We start from the raw sequence: 17,158 nt of genomic DNA, 5'->3' as shown, positions 1-17,158 counted from the left end.
ACCGACTGATTTTCGTTTTTGAAAGCCAATCAGCCATGTATCGTTTCTTTCTATTCCTATAGTATTTGCAAGCTACTACAAATAAAGTATAAGAAAATGCCACCAACAAAATAGTATAAACCATAATTAAAAAACTTAGCTTTCTTAGTACAAATTTGAGAATTAACGTAAATTTGTCCCTGTAAGTCCTTTAATAACTTTCTTTCTGAAATATAATCCATATCATTTTTTAAATCATCAAATGTTCTTTTAGCTATATCTGCAAAAAAGAACACTGACGTATCTGTAGAGGTATTTTTCACTCTTGCTGTAAGCGCCATAATTAATGATGCGATAGATAATAAGCACAGTAGATATAAAGCAATAACCAATACACAAAAAAACACTTGTGCACATGATATTTGTTGAACACCATTTAGCTTGGATATCTCAATAAAAACGCTTGGTATTCCATTAGAAAAAACAAACCCCATTAAAACAGCTACAAAAGCCATAGTAAATGATATTTTTGCATCTATATTACTTATCCAAGAATTAACCATCTGTAAAGACTGATATGCATCTTCTTTTGTATAGCATCCAGTTGGTTGTGATGTGTCTTTCCCCACTCTCTAGTACCCCCCCATCTCTTTAAAGTATTCCATATATCTTTCCCAATCAGCTTTTTGATTTTTACTGTTTTTAATATTATTGTCTAACGCTCCCCATAATTTCCATGTTAAATCTTCTTTTTTAGCCCACTGAATTGTTTCTCTTCTTAAACATACCCATGAAGACTTTGAAGCCATCATTACCATGACATCGTAAGCTTCTTTATACATCTTAAAATAATTGTAAACAGTTATAAGATAGCAGGCTAATTCAATTGTAATATCTTCTTTTTCTTTTCCTAAACATTTTCCAAATCCATACAAATCATCAATAATATCACATAAATCTGCCCCCCCTAATTCATCCATAAAAGAGTATTTATCTACATGAACCTTTGCGAGAATATTCCTCAATTTACAATAATATAGTTCTACCATTTTATAAGAAGTCTTGGCGCTGCTATCCAGTTCTCTTTCTGCTGCCATACGAGCCTTACATTCATTATTATATTTAGCCTCATATTCCGAATTTTCCTTTTGCAACTTATCCCCTAATAAAACTAATTCCTTTTCTCTATCTATTAGCCTTTTTTGTAATCTTTCAATCTCAAGAATTCCTTCAGCTAATTGAAATGATGTGTCTTGACTAGCTGTATTATCATTATCTACCTTTACCGGATTTTCCAATTCTTCTACAAAGTCCAGATAATAATCTTGAACTACATATCCCTCAAATAACTTTGTTCCCTTATACTTAGCAGATTTCTTCCATATATCTGCTTCTTTTAAATTATTTGATAATGCTTTATAAGCATTTTTAGAAATAAATACTTCTCCTCCTGAAGCAAGATCCGAATACTTGCTGGCATGATTTGTAGTATTTCCTACCCAAACGCAATCTGTTTCATCCTCTCTCGTTTCATCAAGTTCCACACCATACATCCCAACCTTAGTAACTAATATTTTTCCATAGTCAATTCCAATACCACACTCAATTAGTTTACCATTTACATTATTTTTCAAGTACTTATTTAAACTAAAATCAATCACTGTGGAAAGACTTCTCGCACAATTTACCGCCTTATCGACAGCCTTTTCTGTAATACTTCCTTCCTCGTTAATAGAATCCATAAACACTCCCATAATTCTATCTCCTAAAAACTGCCTTGTAACCCCACCGTTTTTTCTCACACAATCAACTGCCATTCGCATAAATGAACGATAAATTTTAACCATACTCTTAGCCTGGCTATTCTCCGTAAGATATGTTGATTTACGAATATCTATAAATAAAATTGCAGGTTGTATCACAAAGGTCTTATTATTGTCCTCCAATTCATCAATTGTAGGTGGTATATTGGACCCAATTTCTATCTGTTCAACAGGCTGCATCGTTATCTTTTTTAATCTATTATCAATATTATCGAAATCTGATTTACTAAACATCCAAATCCTCCGTTATTTTTAATGGTTCTTTTATTAATCACTCAAATATTATCAACATTCTAATCTAACAATATCATTTAAAATTAAAATGATTAAATAAATTATATACTTTTTCTCACCTCTCAAAATGTGATATCTTTCCATGTTTATCCATGGAATATTTTAATGCTTTATAAAGTTCATCCTTTAAAACATACTGATATCGTGCCGATATCGTTTCATATATCGGAAATCTATGTATACCTTCCATTGACGAACGTTCAATTTTTATTGGAACTTGCTTTTCCGCCTGTACAACTGTTTTATGTACCCAATCAGAATTAAGCAAACAATCCCCAAAATATTGTCCTGCTTCATAGTGTGGCTGATTACCATTGTTTATAAATTCCACTAGTAATTGGTAATCCCTGGCATTCATTTCATCTACCCTTGTCCACAATACTTCAAGAATTTCTTTATTTTCCCTCTCTATTCGATCATTTTCATAGATTTGGCGTTTTTCACCCTTAATTTTCCTATTAACAGCACTGATAATTCCTTTGAATATCCCCATTACCATTTCAACAATCAAAAACCATATTAAAAAACAACATACTGAAAACCCCATAACCCCAAACTTGATTAATACTGCATTATCTTCTGGAGTAATATAGTAGGTCACAAATGAAAGAACAACCGCGATTATCGTCGGTATAAAATATTTTTCTAAAAATATTTTCAAAATATCTACTAGCTTTTCTACCATTATCTCTTTTATCTCCTTACTGTACTTTTCTAATTCTCACACTATCCTTTTTCACCATTACAGATTTTTATCGTAAAATCCACAAATTCCATTAGTCGATCTAGTATAGACTAACCTGCAACCTCTCATTTCGTCCTCAAACCCCTTACAATCCGGCCTGACAAGCATTAAATATCCTCCACTCTAGTCCCAAATACTTTGCAAGATATTTTACATTTATCTGCTTTTACTAAATATTATAATCCAATTATGAACTTTGGACAATCTCTACTTAATATATGGCTGAAAACGTATATCTCCACCGGTCATATGTCCCATTATCCTTTCTAATAAATTATATTTTTGTAGATTAATGGCTATGTACTAAAAGTCGACATAAAAAGCCGATTGATTTTTCATTTTTGAAAATAAGTCGGCTATGTAATGTAATTTATTATTCAGTTACTCCAAAATAATTTAAACAAGGCCTATTTTACCCTCCATCATAAGTATAAAACCCTGTATTTAAGGCACTTTTATCAGTTGTGACCCTCTGCCAGCGTCTACAAAAGCAAGTAAAACAAGCTATCCCCAGTTCAAATCTTTTATGGACATAATATCAATTTTTTCTGCACAAAACCCCCGCCTATATAGACGGGGCCAGATGTTTAAATTATACATACTTCAACAGTAAGGTCATTCCATTAACCTTTTCGCAGATAACCGCCATTCGCTTCGCGAAAAGCCAATACCTACTCATAAACTACCTTAAAATCAAATTATAGATTAGAACCCCTACCTACTACGTATAGCTGCCTGGGCTACTACCCATAAACGCAATCTATAAATCTGCACTATATGATAATGTGAAAGGGCAATTCAGAAAATATGAATCACCCTTTCACTGTACTAAAACCGTTTTTATCTAGCTATTTCTTAGAAAACGCTCCTTTCCTTCCATTTTTATTTTAGACTAATCCCCACAAACCCGCATAAACACTGGCTTTCTTTGGTTAGTCTTATTATAACTCCATCATTTGAACCCGGTGCTACCACTTTGGAATCTGAGGGGAAGGGCTACGTTGTTGCGTCCCTGGGTGAAGACAGTGGATATGTACCTTACACTGCTTACAGTGCAAAACAGAGTTTTATTGAAAAGAACCCGGATGTTATCCAGCAGTTTGTAAATGCGCTTCAAAAGGGAATGGACTATGTACAGTCCCATACTCCAGAAGAAATTGCTAAAACCATTGAACCACAGTTCCCGGAAACAGATCTTGATACTATTACCAAAATTGTAACAAGATATTATGACCAGGATACATGGAAAGATAATCTTGTATTCGAGGAAAGTAGTTTTGATTTACTTCAAGATATCCTTGAGAGTGCAGGAGAACTTGACTCAAGAGCACCTTATGAAGATTTGATTACTACTGAGTTTGCCCAAAAAGCAGCTAAATAGTATTACCTCTTCCAGATAGTATCTTCACAAGATCGAAGCGAAACATTTTTCATGTCTATCATATAATATAAAGTGAGAACATCTAATATTCGAGGCTAAATATGAGTAGTGATAAAAGAGGTACAGTAACACAGTGCGGCAATATTCTCTTTGCAGAAAACGCTTTAGTGGAAAATGTATTTACTCCAATGGGAGAAACCAGCCACTTGTTAATTTCCTATAACGTCATCGGATCAAATACCATGACCTTTATCGAACTTTTGAGATTAAATATAAACAGTAACACCGTCCTTTTGGACTCATTTGGTTCGTCCATATGTATATGTGAGATCCAAAAAGGTATGCTGATAGATGCTATATTCTCTCCGGTTATGACCCGAAGCATTCCACCGCAATCAAACGCATTTTTAATAGTTTTGCAAACAGATTCCAGATTTCGTCTGAATTCTGTAGCGCACCAGATTGTTATGGTAGACATTGATAATAACTTGCTTTACACAAAAGATCCGGATAACTTAGACAGCGAAATAATATTTACCATATCCGACAGAACTTCCATAAGAGATACCACCGGATTTCCTATCAGTATACAATCTCTCACCCCCGGGCAAACGGTCAAAATCATCCATGCCAACTTTCAAACGACCAGTATCCCCCCGCAAACTGCGGCCTTTTATATACAGCTTCTGTAGAAATTGCAAATTAAATCAGTACTGACCCATGCCTGGAAAATTGTTTTGGAGGGAGATTGAACTCCCTCCAAAAATATGCATTATTTACCGCAGACACCGCATAATATTTCTTCCAAAGCACTCCGGCTGCTCGTATGGCATCTGATCACATCTGCGTTGCAGCGGCCTGCCTCTTCCACAGCACATTTCACCATCTTATGGGAAACCGTATTCGTAAAAAGAACAATCAAATCAGGACTTCCTATCTGCTTACCCAAACTTGCGGACATTTGGGTAAATACCTTAGCTTTACATTGAAATTGTTTACAGACTTTTTTATATTGACATACCATACGGTCATGCCCTCCGATAATTACTATACTCATAGAAGCCTCCTTATAAGCGATTGGTTAGTTGCGTCTAACTAGTATCTATATGATAACCATTATCAAAATAAAAATCAACCTTTACTATTGATAATGTTTATCATTAGTGTGTTTATTGCTTTCAAGAAGAATCTCGCAAGCGAAATTCTCCGCTTGCGGCGGGCTGTAATAGCAACAACTTCTTTGCCGCCGCAATGCGATCTCCCAGAGGGTTTTTATATAATGGGAAACACAGTCTCCCATTATATAAAAGCCAGTCTGTTCTGTAAATAGAACGGACTGGCTTATGTTTGTTATATTATGCTGATTTACGGTATATAAAAGCACCAAATACCATAACAACAGAAAACACGATTAGAAAAGCAACTACAGCCATCCCATGGGCAAAGTAGGCAGCAATCATCATAAATATACAGCTTACCAGGGATATAAATGGCATGAATATGCGGTTAAAAAAGTTAAGTTCCTTCTCCTTTACCATAAACATGATAAAAATAGGAATATATAGGGCATACACCGTGACGATGGGCAATTCGGAAGAATCAAAACTAAAGAACCCGAACCAGCTCTCAGTTAAGTTAGCCCCGTAAAAATAAAACAGCCAGACAGCGCAGAGAAATACCCCCAGGATTGCAGAATTTACAGGCATGTTCGTAGTAGCATCTACATGGCTGAAAACCTTAGGCTTGGGACCGAGGCCTCTTGCGGCAATGGAATAGATTCCCCTGGTACAGCCTAGCATTAGTCCATTTAAAGTACCCAGACAGGAGATGATAACAAACACAAACAGCAATGTTCCCCCTACCGAGGAAAAAACTGTCTGAAATGCCAGCTTGGCGCCGGCTTCCCCACCGGCCATCATGACTTCATTTTTAACGGTTCCTGCTACACCGATATAATACAGGATATAAACAGACATGATAATAAAAGTACCCAAAATCAAAGCCAGAGGAAGGTTTTTCTTTGCATTTTTTAATTCTGCATTGATACTGGTTGCAATGATCCACCCCTCATAAGCAAAGGCTGCCGCAACTACTGCTGTCAGCAATCCGTTGGAGTTACTTTGGGACACGTAATTAGTAAAATTATACTTTGTCATTCCACTGTGGAGTCCCATAGCTGTACCTGCTATAGCCATTAAAAATAGCGGAATTAACTTGATAACTGTAGTACTTACCTGAAACTTCCCGGCTAAAACGGGAGATAATGCATTAAGTGTGAAGCTTCCCACCAGGTAAAGGCAGGCAATTGTCATACACTCTCCGCCTGTAATGGGTAAATCGAAAATAACACAGGTATAGCGTGCAGAAGCCCATGCCAAAACAGATGTAATTGCAGGATAATAAATAATTGCCATAAACCAGCCTATATAATAGGCATATTTTTTTCCTACTGTAGCTTCCGCATAATCTACCAGGCCATTGACATACTGATATTTCGTTGCCATAACTGCAAAGGTATATGCACAAGAAATCATAATGACTCCACCAATCAGCCATGCAAGAATTCCCTGCTTTAAATTACCACCTGTTGCCGTTAATATCTTTTCTGCCTTGAAAAACACACCGCTGCCGACAACGATACCTATAACCATTGCAACGGCTGTAAAAAAGCCATATCTTTTTTCCAACTTTGATTCCATAATTTATGTCCTCTTTCTATGTTCCATAGAATCCCCTTCTCATTTTTTAATTATAGAAATTTTATTAATTTTACCATAAAAAAAGATAAATTTCATCAAGAAAAGATAAATTTCATCAATTTCTTGTTACAGCTCAGCCATACAGATGTCCAGGGATAGCTACATTCAATGATTGAAAAGGGAATCCCCGCAACGACGGCATCACTCAAAAAACATAATTTAAAAAGGAGCATTGCGGTGCGCCCAAATGGCAGCATCGCAATGCTCCTATCATTGAATTCTAAATCGTATTATTCTGCTTTTAGAGCGGCATCAAACGCTATATTAGATGGTGTAAAATTCATCTGGTTGATATATTCAAAAGATTCCGCCGCACCTAATTCGCGCTTCATTCCCGAGTCTTCCCACTCAACCGAAAGCGGCCCATCGTACCCCATCTGGTTCAGTTCGCGGATGATTCCATCGAAATCTACATCGCCGTGGCCGACCGATACGAAATTCCATCCCCGTCTGGTGTCGCCAAACTCCAGATGCGAGCCGAGAATCCCCGCCTTTTCATTGCGGTTCATCTTGACGTCTTTGACATGAACATGATAAATCCGATCGGCAAATTCTCTAAGGAAAGCCAGCTCATTGACGCCCTGCCAGACCAGATGACTGGGATCGTAATTGATGCCCAGTGTTTTCCGATATTTGAATTTTTTCAGCAACATCTGAGTCGAGTAATAGTCAAATGCGATTTCCGTTGGATGAACCTCCAGTGCAAATTTAATATCGTACTGGTCAAACATATCAAAAATCGGGGTCCAGAGATCATAGATTAGCTGAAATCCGTCCTCAATCATCTGTGGGGTAGTCTGAGGATAGGAATACCACCAGGCCCAGATTGGCGAACCGGTGAAGCAGGTAATCACCTTAACCCCCATTTGATGCGCGGCTTTGACCGTACGAATCATTTCCTGCACCGCCCACTTACGAATTTCTTCCGGATTCCCAGACAATTCTGCCGGAGCAAAATTGTCAAGCCGGGGATCCCAGACATCACCGACACATTGGCCGGTCAGATGGGCCGAAATCGCATAACAGTTCAGGTTATGTGCCGCCAACACTGATTTTATCTGCGGAATATAGCCTGGATCTTCGAGCGCCCTGGCAACATCAAAGTGGGCATGCGTCGCCAATTCCAGTCCCTGGTATCCGATTTCTGATGTCATTTTGCACAAAGCTTCAAGGGACATATCACCGAATTGCCCAGAAGCCAGCGTAATTGGTCTTGTCATCTTACATCCTCCTATTGAATCACGATTCGCTGGCCGGTCTCACTGGATTCCATCGCTGCAAAGACCGCTTTCATCGCACTTAAAGCCTCTTCTCCGGAAATCTCCGGCGGCTTCTGCTCAATCAGCGATTCCATCCATAAGTCGATTACACCGGATTTGGTTTGATTGTCATTAGTTTGAATTTGATCGACCTGATAGTTAATCTCTGTTCCATCTTTCTTTTGAATGATAATCGAGTATTCAGGATCATCGTAAATCCGCATGATTCCTTCAGTGCCATAGAGCACTGTTGAATTATCTTCAGGTCCATAGCAGGTCCAGCTGGCTGTCATCGTCCCAACTGCTCCGCCGTCCATCCTATAAATGCAGATGGCATTGTCATCGACACCGATTGGAGTCCCGCTGGCATATGCTTTTTGCAGAGTACCGACGAATGCCGATACTTCCTTTACTTTCTGCTCGGTTAGAAACTGGATCAAATCGGTTTTGTGGATGCCGAGATCTGCCAGTGCTCCAAACACTGCAGTTTTCTTATCGAAGAACCAGATGTTGTTGCTGTCGATTACCCAGGTCTCCGGACCACTGTGGCCGAACCTTGTTTCAAAAGTTACGATATCACCAATCTCGCCACTTAGGATCAACTCACGTGCCTTGGCATGCGCCTTGGCCAAACGTTGATTGTGGCCGATCATCAGATATTTGCCGGTCTCATTGGCAACCTTTACCATCTCCTCACATTCGCTCAGCTTGATTGCCATCGGCTTTTCGCAGAGTACATGTTTTCCAGCCCGCAGCGCTGCGACTGTGATCTCACAATGAACCGCATTGGCTGCGCACACACTGACTGCGTCGATCTCCGGGTCTACCAACAGCTCCTGCCAGGAATCATAACTCTTGGCTCCATATTCAACAGCAATTTGATCGGCACGCTCTTTACATAAGTCAAAGACCGCTTTGATATTGGCATCTTTATGATCTGCATATTCCGGCAGGTGTCTGACCTGAGCGATTTTACCGCAACCGATTACTCCTATATTGATCATCTTTTCCATCCTCTCTCGTTTTCTCACTTCGAATCTCTCAGTCTTTATTTTAATGACTGCTCAATTGCTTTCAAATTTTCAAGCGACATTCTGGCAACCGAATCTGGATGGCAGGACCTTGATGGGAATCCGTTTTCCATTGCTACATATCCATCGTAATTAATATCTTTCAAAGCCTGCATGATCGCTACAAAATCACATCCATTGGTACCTGGAGCTTCACGGTTGTAATCCGCCATATGTACGTGTTTTAAATCTGCTCCCATCTGATATACATAATCTGTCGGAACCTCATTGCGATAGAGTGCATGGGTGGTATCGAACATCAGCTTGACATTTGCTTTGCCGACGTCTTCCATCATGTTAATCGCATCCTCGCAGGATTCAACCAGGTTACTGTCAGAAGCAGTCGGCTCAAGCATTAATGTTACGCCGCTTTTTGCCGCATAATCGGCAACATCCGAAAGCCCCTCCATCGCCCAATTCCAGGCATCTCTTTCTTTGGTTCCATAAATGTACCAGCCGCACACGCAGAGCAGTGTCTTGCACTCTCCGATTTCCACCCCCAGTTCAACACAGTCTTTCCAGTACTGTCTGGTCCACTCGCGCTCTTCCTTGCAAGCGGATGCGATATTTCCACCAGGACCGCCACCAGGAGCCGGCAACATCGACGCCACTGCAATCTGGTTATCCTGCAGGCACTTTTTCATCTCTTTCCTGCGTTCAGCGTTGATATAATAAGGCCATGCCTGCGGTTGTGCACAACCTATCTCAACTCCGTCATAGCCGATTTTTGCAAGTCTCGTTATTGTTTCTTCGAAAGAATATGATGGTACCCAGCATGGAAAATGACTGTAAGCCCAAGTATTAAATGCATATTTCATAATTGTCGTCTCCTTTATTTTAAGATTGTTTTTTCGTGTTAAATGTACTGAGTGCAACGGCTAGAATGATAATACATCCGCGGACCACCTGCTGCTGACTGGCGTCAAGCCCACCGATGATCAGACCGTTGTTGATGATTCCCAGCAACAGTGAACCCACCACAGCTTCAATAATATTTCCACTTCCTCCGGCCATCGAGGTACCGCCCAAAACGACTGAAGCGATAACATTCATTTCATCACCTTCGCCGTAAGTATAACGAGCTGTCTGCATTCTGGCCGAATAAATGATACCCGCAAATGCCGCCGACAGGCCCATCACTGCAAAGACTGTGATTTTGATGCGGATGATGTTAATTCCAGAATAAAAGGCAGATGTTTCGTTGCCACCAATCGAAAGCACTTTTTTGCCATATGACATATACCGCAGGGCGATATGGCCGATCAAAAGAGCGAGCGCCGTCCAGATAAATACAATTGGTATTCCCGCCAGTGTTCCCATGCCAAAGATATTGTTGAAAGTTGTATTGCGGATCGTGATTGCCTTGGTTGCGGTCAGCCACATCGCCGATCCCCGGATAATACTTTGGGTTCCGAGAGTGGCCAGGAATGCCGGAATCTTGAGGTAAGTTACCAGCAGACCATTGACAATTCCGACGATCAGTCCAACCCCTAATGAGCACGCAAGTGCCAACAAAATATTGTCGGTTCTTTCCAGCAGCCACGCCGCAATCAGCGAAGACAATGCAACTACCGCGCCAATCGAGAGATCGATCTGACCGCTGGCAATTACATAGGTCATCGCCACCGCCATAACCGATACCATCGCCGTTTGTCTGGTAATATTCAGTAGATTGGACATAGAAAAGAAGCTGGGACCTAACCAGATTGCGAAAAATATCAGGACGATTACAAAAATGATGTAAACCATATGCTGATATAGATCTATTTTTTTCTTACTTTTGAATTGCACGCTGCAATACCTCCTCTGTATCAATTTCTTCGTGTGTTAATTCCCCAGTCTTAACACCGTCCCGCAGCACGATCACCCGGTCGCAGATCGCCATCATCTCCGCCAATTCAGAGGAGACAAAGATGACACTATGTCCACGGTTGACAAACTGCCTGATAATTTCGATGATTTCACCTTTCGCAGCAACGTCCACCCCGGCGGTTGGCTCATCCAGCATTAAGAGCTTAGGACCGGTATTCAACCATTTTGCCAAAACTACTTTTTGTTGATTCCCACCTGACAGATGAAAAATTTTAGTCCGAACGCTGTCGGCTTTAATCACAAAATCCTGAATCGCCTTCTTACTCACTTCATTGACAGTCGGGGGATGTATAAATCCTTTTTTCTTGACTTTATCAAGATCGGTTAAGATAAGATTTTCCCGTAGTTCGTGCATCAAAACCAATCCCTGACGACGCCGGTCTTCTGGTACCAGAGCCGCCTTCCCGCGAATGGCCTGCCGCACATTGCGGAAATGAACCGGCTTGCCATCCATGATAATTTCGCCTGAGGACTTTTTGCGTATGCCGAAGATCGTCTCCAGCACCTCGGTCCGCCCACTTCCCATCAGACCGGCCAGTCCCAGTACTTCGCCTTCTTTGAGTTCAAAGGAAATATTTTTAACCATGTTGCCGACGGAAAGCGATTTAACCTCCAGCAGGTTCTTGCTTCCAATCGGACTGGAGCGTTCTTTCCAGATCATCGACTGCTCATTTTTCTTGCCACCCATCATATAATCTATCAACGATTCCAAAGTATACTCTTCGGTCGTTTTACTGGCGATTATCTCACCGCCATACAGAACCGAAATCTCATCAGATATCCGAAAGATCTCCTTCATCCGATGTGAGATGTAAACGATTGAAATTCCTTTCTTTTTCAGGTCTGCAATGATCCCGAATAACACTTCGGTCTCTTTGTCAGACAGTGAAGCTGTCGGTTCGTCCATGACCAGCACAGAAGTATTGTTGGATAAGGCCTTCGCTATTTCAATCAGCTGGCAGAATCCCACACTTAAATTCTGCACTTTTTCCCTGACATCCATATCAATTCCCAGACTGTTTAATAATTCTGAAGATTTCTGGTTCATTGTTTTATAATCAATCAAACCCTTTTTTTTAATTTCTTTGTTTAGATATATGTTCTCCGCCACTGTTAAGGTGGGAATCAGGCTTAATTCCTGAAAAATTAAGCTGATTCCTCTTTTCTTGGCTTCATTGTAATTATGAATGGTGACGTTTTGTCCGTTGATTTTACAGTGACCCTGATCTTTGGTATAAACTCCTGTCAGTATTTTCATCAGCGTTGATTTACCTGCTCCATTGCCGCCCACCAGTGCGTGTATACTGCCCCGTTTCAGTCGAAAATCTACACCTTTTAAGACCGGAACTCCACCAAAAGATTTTTGGATCTGTTCTAGTTCCAATACATAATCCGCCATTGGTTCACCTCTATTTCGCTATATCTTTTAACCAGTCTGGTGCTTCCACTCCATAGCTGGTCTTATATGACTCAAGCACGTTTGATTTCACAACTGGTAGAGCTGGCGGCGTTACGAAAGTCGAAGGCAGTTCTTTTCCCAATAATGCGTAAGCCGCGATTAATGCTTCTGCTTCCCCCTGTTCTGGTGAACGAGGCGCACCGGCGCCGCGGATCATACCATCTTCCGCAATACTCTTCGCCGCTGTATCTCCGAGATCGCAGCAAGTAATAATCAAATCGTTCATTCCCAGTGAATTCGCTGATGCGATTGCACCTTCAGCCGGAATATCCCAGGATGCGTAGATGCCATCCAAATCAGAGTGTTTTGCCAGAATCGCATCGGCAACAGTACCTGTATCACTCGGATCGGTAAAACCAGCCTCCATAACAATTTCAATCTTTGGGTAATCGTTTTCGATTGTTTCCTTAAAGCCACGGTCGCGTTCATTGGTTACCGGGTATACCAGGTCATAAAACATAATCGCTACTTTACCCTGATAGCCGATTTCTTTTGCCATAATATCCGCACAGGCCTTCCCATTACCATAGCTGTCAGAGCTGGCACAGCCGACATAATCCTCGCCAGCTTTAAAACCAGATGCTACATTTTCCATAAATACCAGTTTGGTATCGGTATTCTTTACATTCGCATTCAGTACTGAAGCGCAGGCATCTGCATCATAAGGCATAACAAACAGAACATCTGGCTTTTTTGCCATGATGCTTTCAATCTGGTCGGTCTGTGTCGCCGCATCAAAGTTTGCATCGGTTACAGAAACCACTTCAATTCCCCAGTCTTCCAGCATTTTGGTCGCTGAAGCTACTTTGGTTTGATTACAAGTATCGCTCTGGGTATGATAAGAAAATGCTACCTTGTAATTGCCTTCTTTTAATTTCTTTGCTTCTTCATCGGTTATGGTGAACGCAGAAGGAGCTACCGCTTTCACACCCTCGGTGCTGACACTCAGCGCCTCGGTTGGCTTCAGATCCAGTTCGGGGTAATCATCCGCATTGACTTCTGATTTCTTCTCCGTCTCAGCAGCTGGTTTTGAATCTGTCTCAGATCCGCACCCGCTTAACATTCCTGCGACTAACCCAACACACAATAATATTGCTATTACTTTTCTCTTCATAATACCTTCCTCCTTTTCTTATTCCCAAACAAAAACTACTTTTTGTGTCTTTCCTGAATCAAACAACGGAAATGCCGTTGCTGCTTCTGAGATTGGATAGGTGTGACTGGAGATTTTGTTTAGATCAATCTTCTTATCAACGATAAAATTGGCAATCTCTTCCCAGTCTCCGCGGTTGAAATACCAGCACCCTTTTAGCTCAGCAAGTGTTCTGACGAACTGATTGCTGGGATCGATCACCGCTTCATTCGATTCGGCAATCAGGGCCACCTGGCCTTTGGTCCGAATTACGTTCAGGGCTGAATTAAGTGGTACGCTGCCACCGGCAGTTACAATTGCGGCATCAGCTCCGACGCCGCCGGTAATTTTTTTGACAATCTGATCGGTATTGTCTTTAATCGGATTGATAACATGATCGGCACCAAGCTCAGCTGCCATTTTCAGTCTTTCATCATCGGTGTCAACTGCAATCACAGCTGCGCCAAAGCCCTTGGCCATTAAGATGCCGCCGCTGCCCATCGGTCCACAGCCGATGATGACGACTGTTTTGGTTCCATTAAGTTCTACTCTTTTACAAGCCGTATATAAGGTTCCACCAACGTCAGTAGCAAGTGCTCCGGTTATGTAATCCATTCCTTCCGGAAGTAACAGACAATTCTCTTCCGGAATCGTCATGTAATCCGCATGGGCTCCGTTTACGGCAAAGCCGATGCATCCAAATTCAGGGCACAGCATGATATCGCCGCGCAGGCAATCCGGGCAAATCCCACAGCCTAGTCCCAGGTATACCGCCACCCGGTCCCCCTTTTTCACTCTTGTTACTCCTTCACCAAGCGTCTCTACAATCCCACAGGGCTCATGTCCCGGCGTTATATTTGCCGCTTCATCATCCTCATCAAAAATCGCTACGCCATGATAGCGATGCAAATCACTGCGGCAGAGGGCTGATGCCTTCATTTTAACTAAAACCTCCCCTTTCTTTGGAACCGGAATCGGTTCTTCGAGCACTTTAATGGTTTCTTTACACGGCAATTTAGCTGCAAGCACTGCCATCACTCCTTTCTTTTTAGTTAAAAATAACCTTTCCCAGTTCTTGTTTTCGTTGTTTTTACTACAAAAAGATTACTTTTACTGTCTATTTGTGTAAAATATAACATCAGTCTATTTTATCGTCAATGGATTTTCTTTGATTAAATAAAAAACACATGTTTTTACGTAAAAACATGTGTTTTTCGAGTATTTTTTTAACTAAAATCCGGCATTTTGGTTCTCTTCAGATCTTTCCATGCTTTTTCCAGGTTTTCTTTGTTTATTCGATAAGGCGACACGCCGATGCATTTACTGTTTTGTTTGCCCAACAAAACTTTCGCGGTTTCAATCGCAGCGGTCACTCCCTGGTCATACGGACGCTGTGAACTGAGGCCGATGACCATGTCATCATGCCACAGCATTCTGGCAATTTCATAGTCAAGATCGGTCGTCGAGATTACAACATCCTGCCGGCCCATATCTTTAAGCGCCCGGATTGCCTCCAGCGCCGGCCGCTCCCAGGTCACGTAGATTCCCTCAATCTCCGGGTTCGATTCCATCATGGTATAACATGCCTGATAGGCATTCTCAATTTTACCAAATGATTCACTAGCTATAATTTCGATCCCCGGATAATCTTCTTCTAAGGTTTGCCGGGCAAAAAAATCCCGTTGCTTGGTCGCAAAGTATTCTGCACCGTGTATCAGCATGGCCACTTTTCCGCTGCCTTTATTGACAAAGTAATCCCCCAGGATCCGGGCCGCGCTCTCGCCATTCTCGCGTTCATTAACCGATATCCAACATGCATAGTCATCTCTGGTAAAGCCTTTGGGCATGCTGTTGATCAACACCAGTTTGGTTTTCTCCGCCACTTCTTTAAACACACTGGCAGTTTTTTCTTCCTCAACCGGTACAGCGATGATGACATCCGGATTCTGCATCATCAGCCCTTTTAACTGCGCTTCCTGCAGTTTGGCATCAAAGTGTGCATCCATCACTGAGAGGACCTGAATGCCATATCCATTCAGGGTTTCAACCAGTGCACGCTCATGAAGTGTCGTCCAATCATCTCCGCCATAGTGAAATGAAATTCCAACTTTATAGCGGCCTAGTTTGAGCCGCGTCGAATCTTCTTCTGACAGCACAATCTCGCCTGGGTATTCGGATCGTTCACCAAATGGTCCCCGGGCAATATTCTGTACCGAATCACCAATCCACAATTCCATCGGAATCCGTTTCGTTCCGATGTCCGGGCCGCTGCCCACCGCGATCTGTTCGATAGTGCAGCGGACTGCTTCCCGGCTGATCCGCTCCTGATCCTGCCTGAGACAGGTCAGCGATGGCCGGATCATATCACACCACTGTGCATCACCAAAACCAATGATGGAGATATCTGCAGAATATGCTTTCTCCAGTTTTGCCAGCATCCGCAGTAAATTCAGCGTCAATTTATTTCCGGCTGCAAAGATGGCTGTCGGTGCCTCACACTTAAACAGCAAATCTACTTTATCAAACATTTCTGTCTGATGGTACGGATTCACTGACACCACTAATTCCTGGCGGAAAGGAATATGGTACTGTTCCAGTGCTTTCTGATACCCTTCCGTCCGCTCCTCAACACACGACATATGTTTGTCTTCGAGTAAAATCGCAATATTCTCATGACCACGTTTGATCAGATACTCCATCCCTTTATATACACCATCTTCATTATCGGATAATACTGCCCCAACATCCGCGCCGACAATGGTTCGCTCGATGCAGATCAGCGGTGATCCGACCTGTAGCAGCTTCTCATATGTACTCCGTTCTTCACTGGCCGGAGCCAGAATAATTCCCGCAATCCGGTTGTTGCTGATGATCTCCTGCAATACGCGCCGCTCCTGCTCGCGGTCATCACTGGTAACATGAACCGAAGTTAAATATCCTTTTTCCGATGCATAGCGCGAAACTCCGGTCATCAAATGGGCGTAAAAATCACTTTTGACGCTCGGAATGACCAGCGCTATCTCCGATAGCTTGCCACTGTGAAACTGCTTCTTTTTCTGCGTTTGGATTCGATAGCCTTTACTTTGTGCAACCTGCTCAATACGCTCTACTAATTCCGGACTGACATAGCGGGTCCGGTTTAAGGCAAAGGAAACCGTTGCAATCGATACACCGGCTTCCTCTGCTATTTCTCTCATCGTTACTTTCATGCATTCTCCCTGTCCGTTAAATTGATTTTATATAAGCTAAAATAGCTCATTTTAACTAAAATGTCAATTTGTTTCTCATGATTTTTTTCGTCTCTATCTAACTTCTTTAAAAAACCGCAATTATAATTATTTTTTTATATAAAAACAGACATATTCACTTGGATATGTCTGTTTTA

The 17,158-nt window shown here is 41.6% G+C and carries 15 protein-coding genes; 2 read left to right on the top strand and 13 right to left on the bottom strand.

Annotated elements, in window-relative coordinates:
• Positions 1-56 precede the first annotated feature (56 nt).
• The 3 genes from A8805_RS18510 to A8805_RS18500 all read right to left on the bottom strand — a co-directional run bounded on the left by A8805_RS18510 (position 57) and on the right by A8805_RS18500 (position 2,781).
• Positions 57-608, bottom strand: coding sequence for a Pycsar system effector family protein (locus A8805_RS18510; RefSeq protein ID WP_109713928.1), 552 nt, complete (start codon positions 606-608; stop codon positions 57-59).
• Between the two features lie 3 nt (positions 609-611).
• Positions 612-2,036 (bottom strand): adenylate/guanylate cyclase domain-containing protein, encoded by a 1,425-nt coding sequence (locus A8805_RS18505; RefSeq protein WP_109713926.1) that lies wholly within the window; start codon positions 2,034-2,036, stop codon positions 612-614.
• Between the two features lie 115 nt (positions 2,037-2,151).
• Entirely contained in the window at positions 2,152-2,781 is a 630-nt protein-coding gene (locus A8805_RS18500; RefSeq protein WP_109713924.1) for a hypothetical protein, read from the bottom strand.
• A gap of 988 nt (positions 2,782-3,769) precedes the next feature.
• Here A8805_RS18500 and A8805_RS18495 point away from each other — a divergent pair.
• Positions 3,770-4,222 carry an ABC transporter substrate-binding protein gene (locus A8805_RS18495; protein WP_242992480.1) on the top strand — a complete coding sequence of 151 codons (453 nt, stop codon included), beginning with the start codon at positions 3,770-3,772 and terminating at the stop codon, positions 4,220-4,222.
• 101 nt (positions 4,223-4,323) lie between these two features.
• Positions 4,324-4,914 (top strand): hypothetical protein, encoded by a 591-nt coding sequence (locus A8805_RS22670; RefSeq protein WP_242992478.1) that lies wholly within the window; start codon positions 4,324-4,326, stop codon positions 4,912-4,914.
• 80 nt (positions 4,915-4,994) lie between these two features.
• Here the strand turns inward: A8805_RS22670 and A8805_RS18485 are convergent, their stop codons facing one another.
• From A8805_RS18485 to A8805_RS18440, 10 genes are all read right to left on the bottom strand, one after another.
• Positions 4,995-5,279, bottom strand: a complete 285-nt coding sequence (locus A8805_RS18485; RefSeq protein WP_109713922.1) for a DUF2325 domain-containing protein — start codon at positions 5,277-5,279, stop codon at positions 4,995-4,997.
• A 298-nt stretch (positions 5,280-5,577) separates the two neighbouring features.
• Positions 5,578-6,921: an APC family permease gene (locus A8805_RS18480; protein WP_109713920.1), complete on the bottom strand. Its 1,344-nt coding sequence runs from the start codon at positions 6,919-6,921 to the stop codon at positions 5,578-5,580.
• Positions 6,922-7,211: 290 nt separating this feature from the next.
• A complete protein-coding gene (locus A8805_RS18475; RefSeq protein ID WP_109713919.1) occupies positions 7,212-8,201 on the bottom strand; it encodes a sugar phosphate isomerase/epimerase family protein in 990 nt (329 codons plus the stop codon).
• 11 nt (positions 8,202-8,212) lie between these two features.
• Complete coding sequence (locus A8805_RS18470) at positions 8,213-9,244, bottom strand: Gfo/Idh/MocA family protein (protein WP_109713917.1); 1,032 nt, start codon at positions 9,242-9,244, stop codon at positions 8,213-8,215.
• 44 nt (positions 9,245-9,288) lie between these two features.
• On the bottom strand, positions 9,289-10,128 hold the full coding sequence (locus A8805_RS18465; RefSeq protein WP_109713915.1) for a sugar phosphate isomerase/epimerase family protein: 840 nt from the start codon (positions 10,126-10,128) through the stop codon (positions 9,289-9,291).
• A gap of 19 nt (positions 10,129-10,147) precedes the next feature.
• A complete protein-coding gene (locus tag A8805_RS18460; protein WP_109713913.1) occupies positions 10,148-11,101 on the bottom strand; it encodes an ABC transporter permease in 954 nt (317 codons plus the stop codon).
• Positions 11,085-12,581 (bottom strand): sugar ABC transporter ATP-binding protein, encoded by a 1,497-nt coding sequence (locus A8805_RS18455; protein ID WP_109713911.1) that lies wholly within the window; start codon positions 12,579-12,581, stop codon positions 11,085-11,087. Before A8805_RS18455 ends, A8805_RS18460 begins: the two co-directional genes overlap by 17 nt.
• Positions 12,582-12,591: 10 nt before the next feature.
• Complete coding sequence (locus tag A8805_RS18450) at positions 12,592-13,755, bottom strand: substrate-binding domain-containing protein (protein ID WP_109713909.1); 1,164 nt, start codon at positions 13,753-13,755, stop codon at positions 12,592-12,594.
• 18 nt (positions 13,756-13,773) lie between these two features.
• Complete coding sequence (locus tag A8805_RS18445; RefSeq protein ID WP_207657730.1) at positions 13,774-14,802, bottom strand: alcohol dehydrogenase catalytic domain-containing protein; 1,029 nt, start codon at positions 14,800-14,802, stop codon at positions 13,774-13,776.
• Between the two features lie 197 nt (positions 14,803-14,999).
• Entirely contained in the window at positions 15,000-16,982 is a 1,983-nt protein-coding gene (locus A8805_RS18440; RefSeq protein WP_109713905.1) for a LacI family DNA-binding transcriptional regulator, read from the bottom strand.
• Positions 16,983-17,158: the final 176 nt, after the last annotated feature.

The sequence above is a fragment of the Faecalicatena contorta genome (assembly GCF_003149105.1).
Classification (GTDB): domain Bacteria; phylum Bacillota; class Clostridia; order Lachnospirales; family Lachnospiraceae; genus Muricomes; species Muricomes contortus_C.
Note: the sequence above shows the minus strand (reverse complement) of the source record. Positions and strands in the feature narration are given on the sequence as shown.

Coding starts and splice junctions, on each gene's coding strand:
- A8805_RS18455 (WP_109713911.1), bottom strand. CDS start 12,581: ATGGCGGATTATGTATTGGAACTAGAACAGATCCAAAAATCTTTTGGT.
- A8805_RS18485 (WP_109713922.1), bottom strand. CDS start 5,279: ATGAGTATAGTAATTATCGGAGGGCATGACCGTATGGTATGTCAATAT.
- A8805_RS22670 (WP_242992478.1), top strand. CDS start 4,324: ATGAGTAGTGATAAAAGAGGTACAGTAACACAGTGCGGCAATATTCTC.
- A8805_RS18465 (WP_109713915.1), bottom strand. CDS start 10,128: ATGAAATATGCATTTAATACTTGGGCTTACAGTCATTTTCCATGCTGG.
- A8805_RS18440 (WP_109713905.1), bottom strand. CDS start 16,982: ATGAAAGTAACGATGAGAGAAATAGCAGAGGAAGCCGGTGTATCGATT.
- A8805_RS18450 (WP_109713909.1), bottom strand. CDS start 13,755: ATGAAGAGAAAAGTAATAGCAATATTATTGTGTGTTGGGTTAGTCGCA.
- A8805_RS18470 (WP_109713917.1), bottom strand. CDS start 9,244: ATGATCAATATAGGAGTAATCGGTTGCGGTAAAATCGCTCAGGTCAGA.
- A8805_RS18475 (WP_109713919.1), bottom strand. CDS start 8,201: ATGACAAGACCAATTACGCTGGCTTCTGGGCAATTCGGTGATATGTCC.
- A8805_RS18500 (WP_109713924.1), bottom strand. CDS start 2,781: ATGGTAGAAAAGCTAGTAGATATTTTGAAAATATTTTTAGAAAAATAT.
- A8805_RS18480 (WP_109713920.1), bottom strand. CDS start 6,921: ATGGAATCAAAGTTGGAAAAAAGATATGGCTTTTTTACAGCCGTTGCA.
- A8805_RS18505 (WP_109713926.1), bottom strand. CDS start 2,036: ATGTTTAGTAAATCAGATTTCGATAATATTGATAATAGATTAAAAAAG.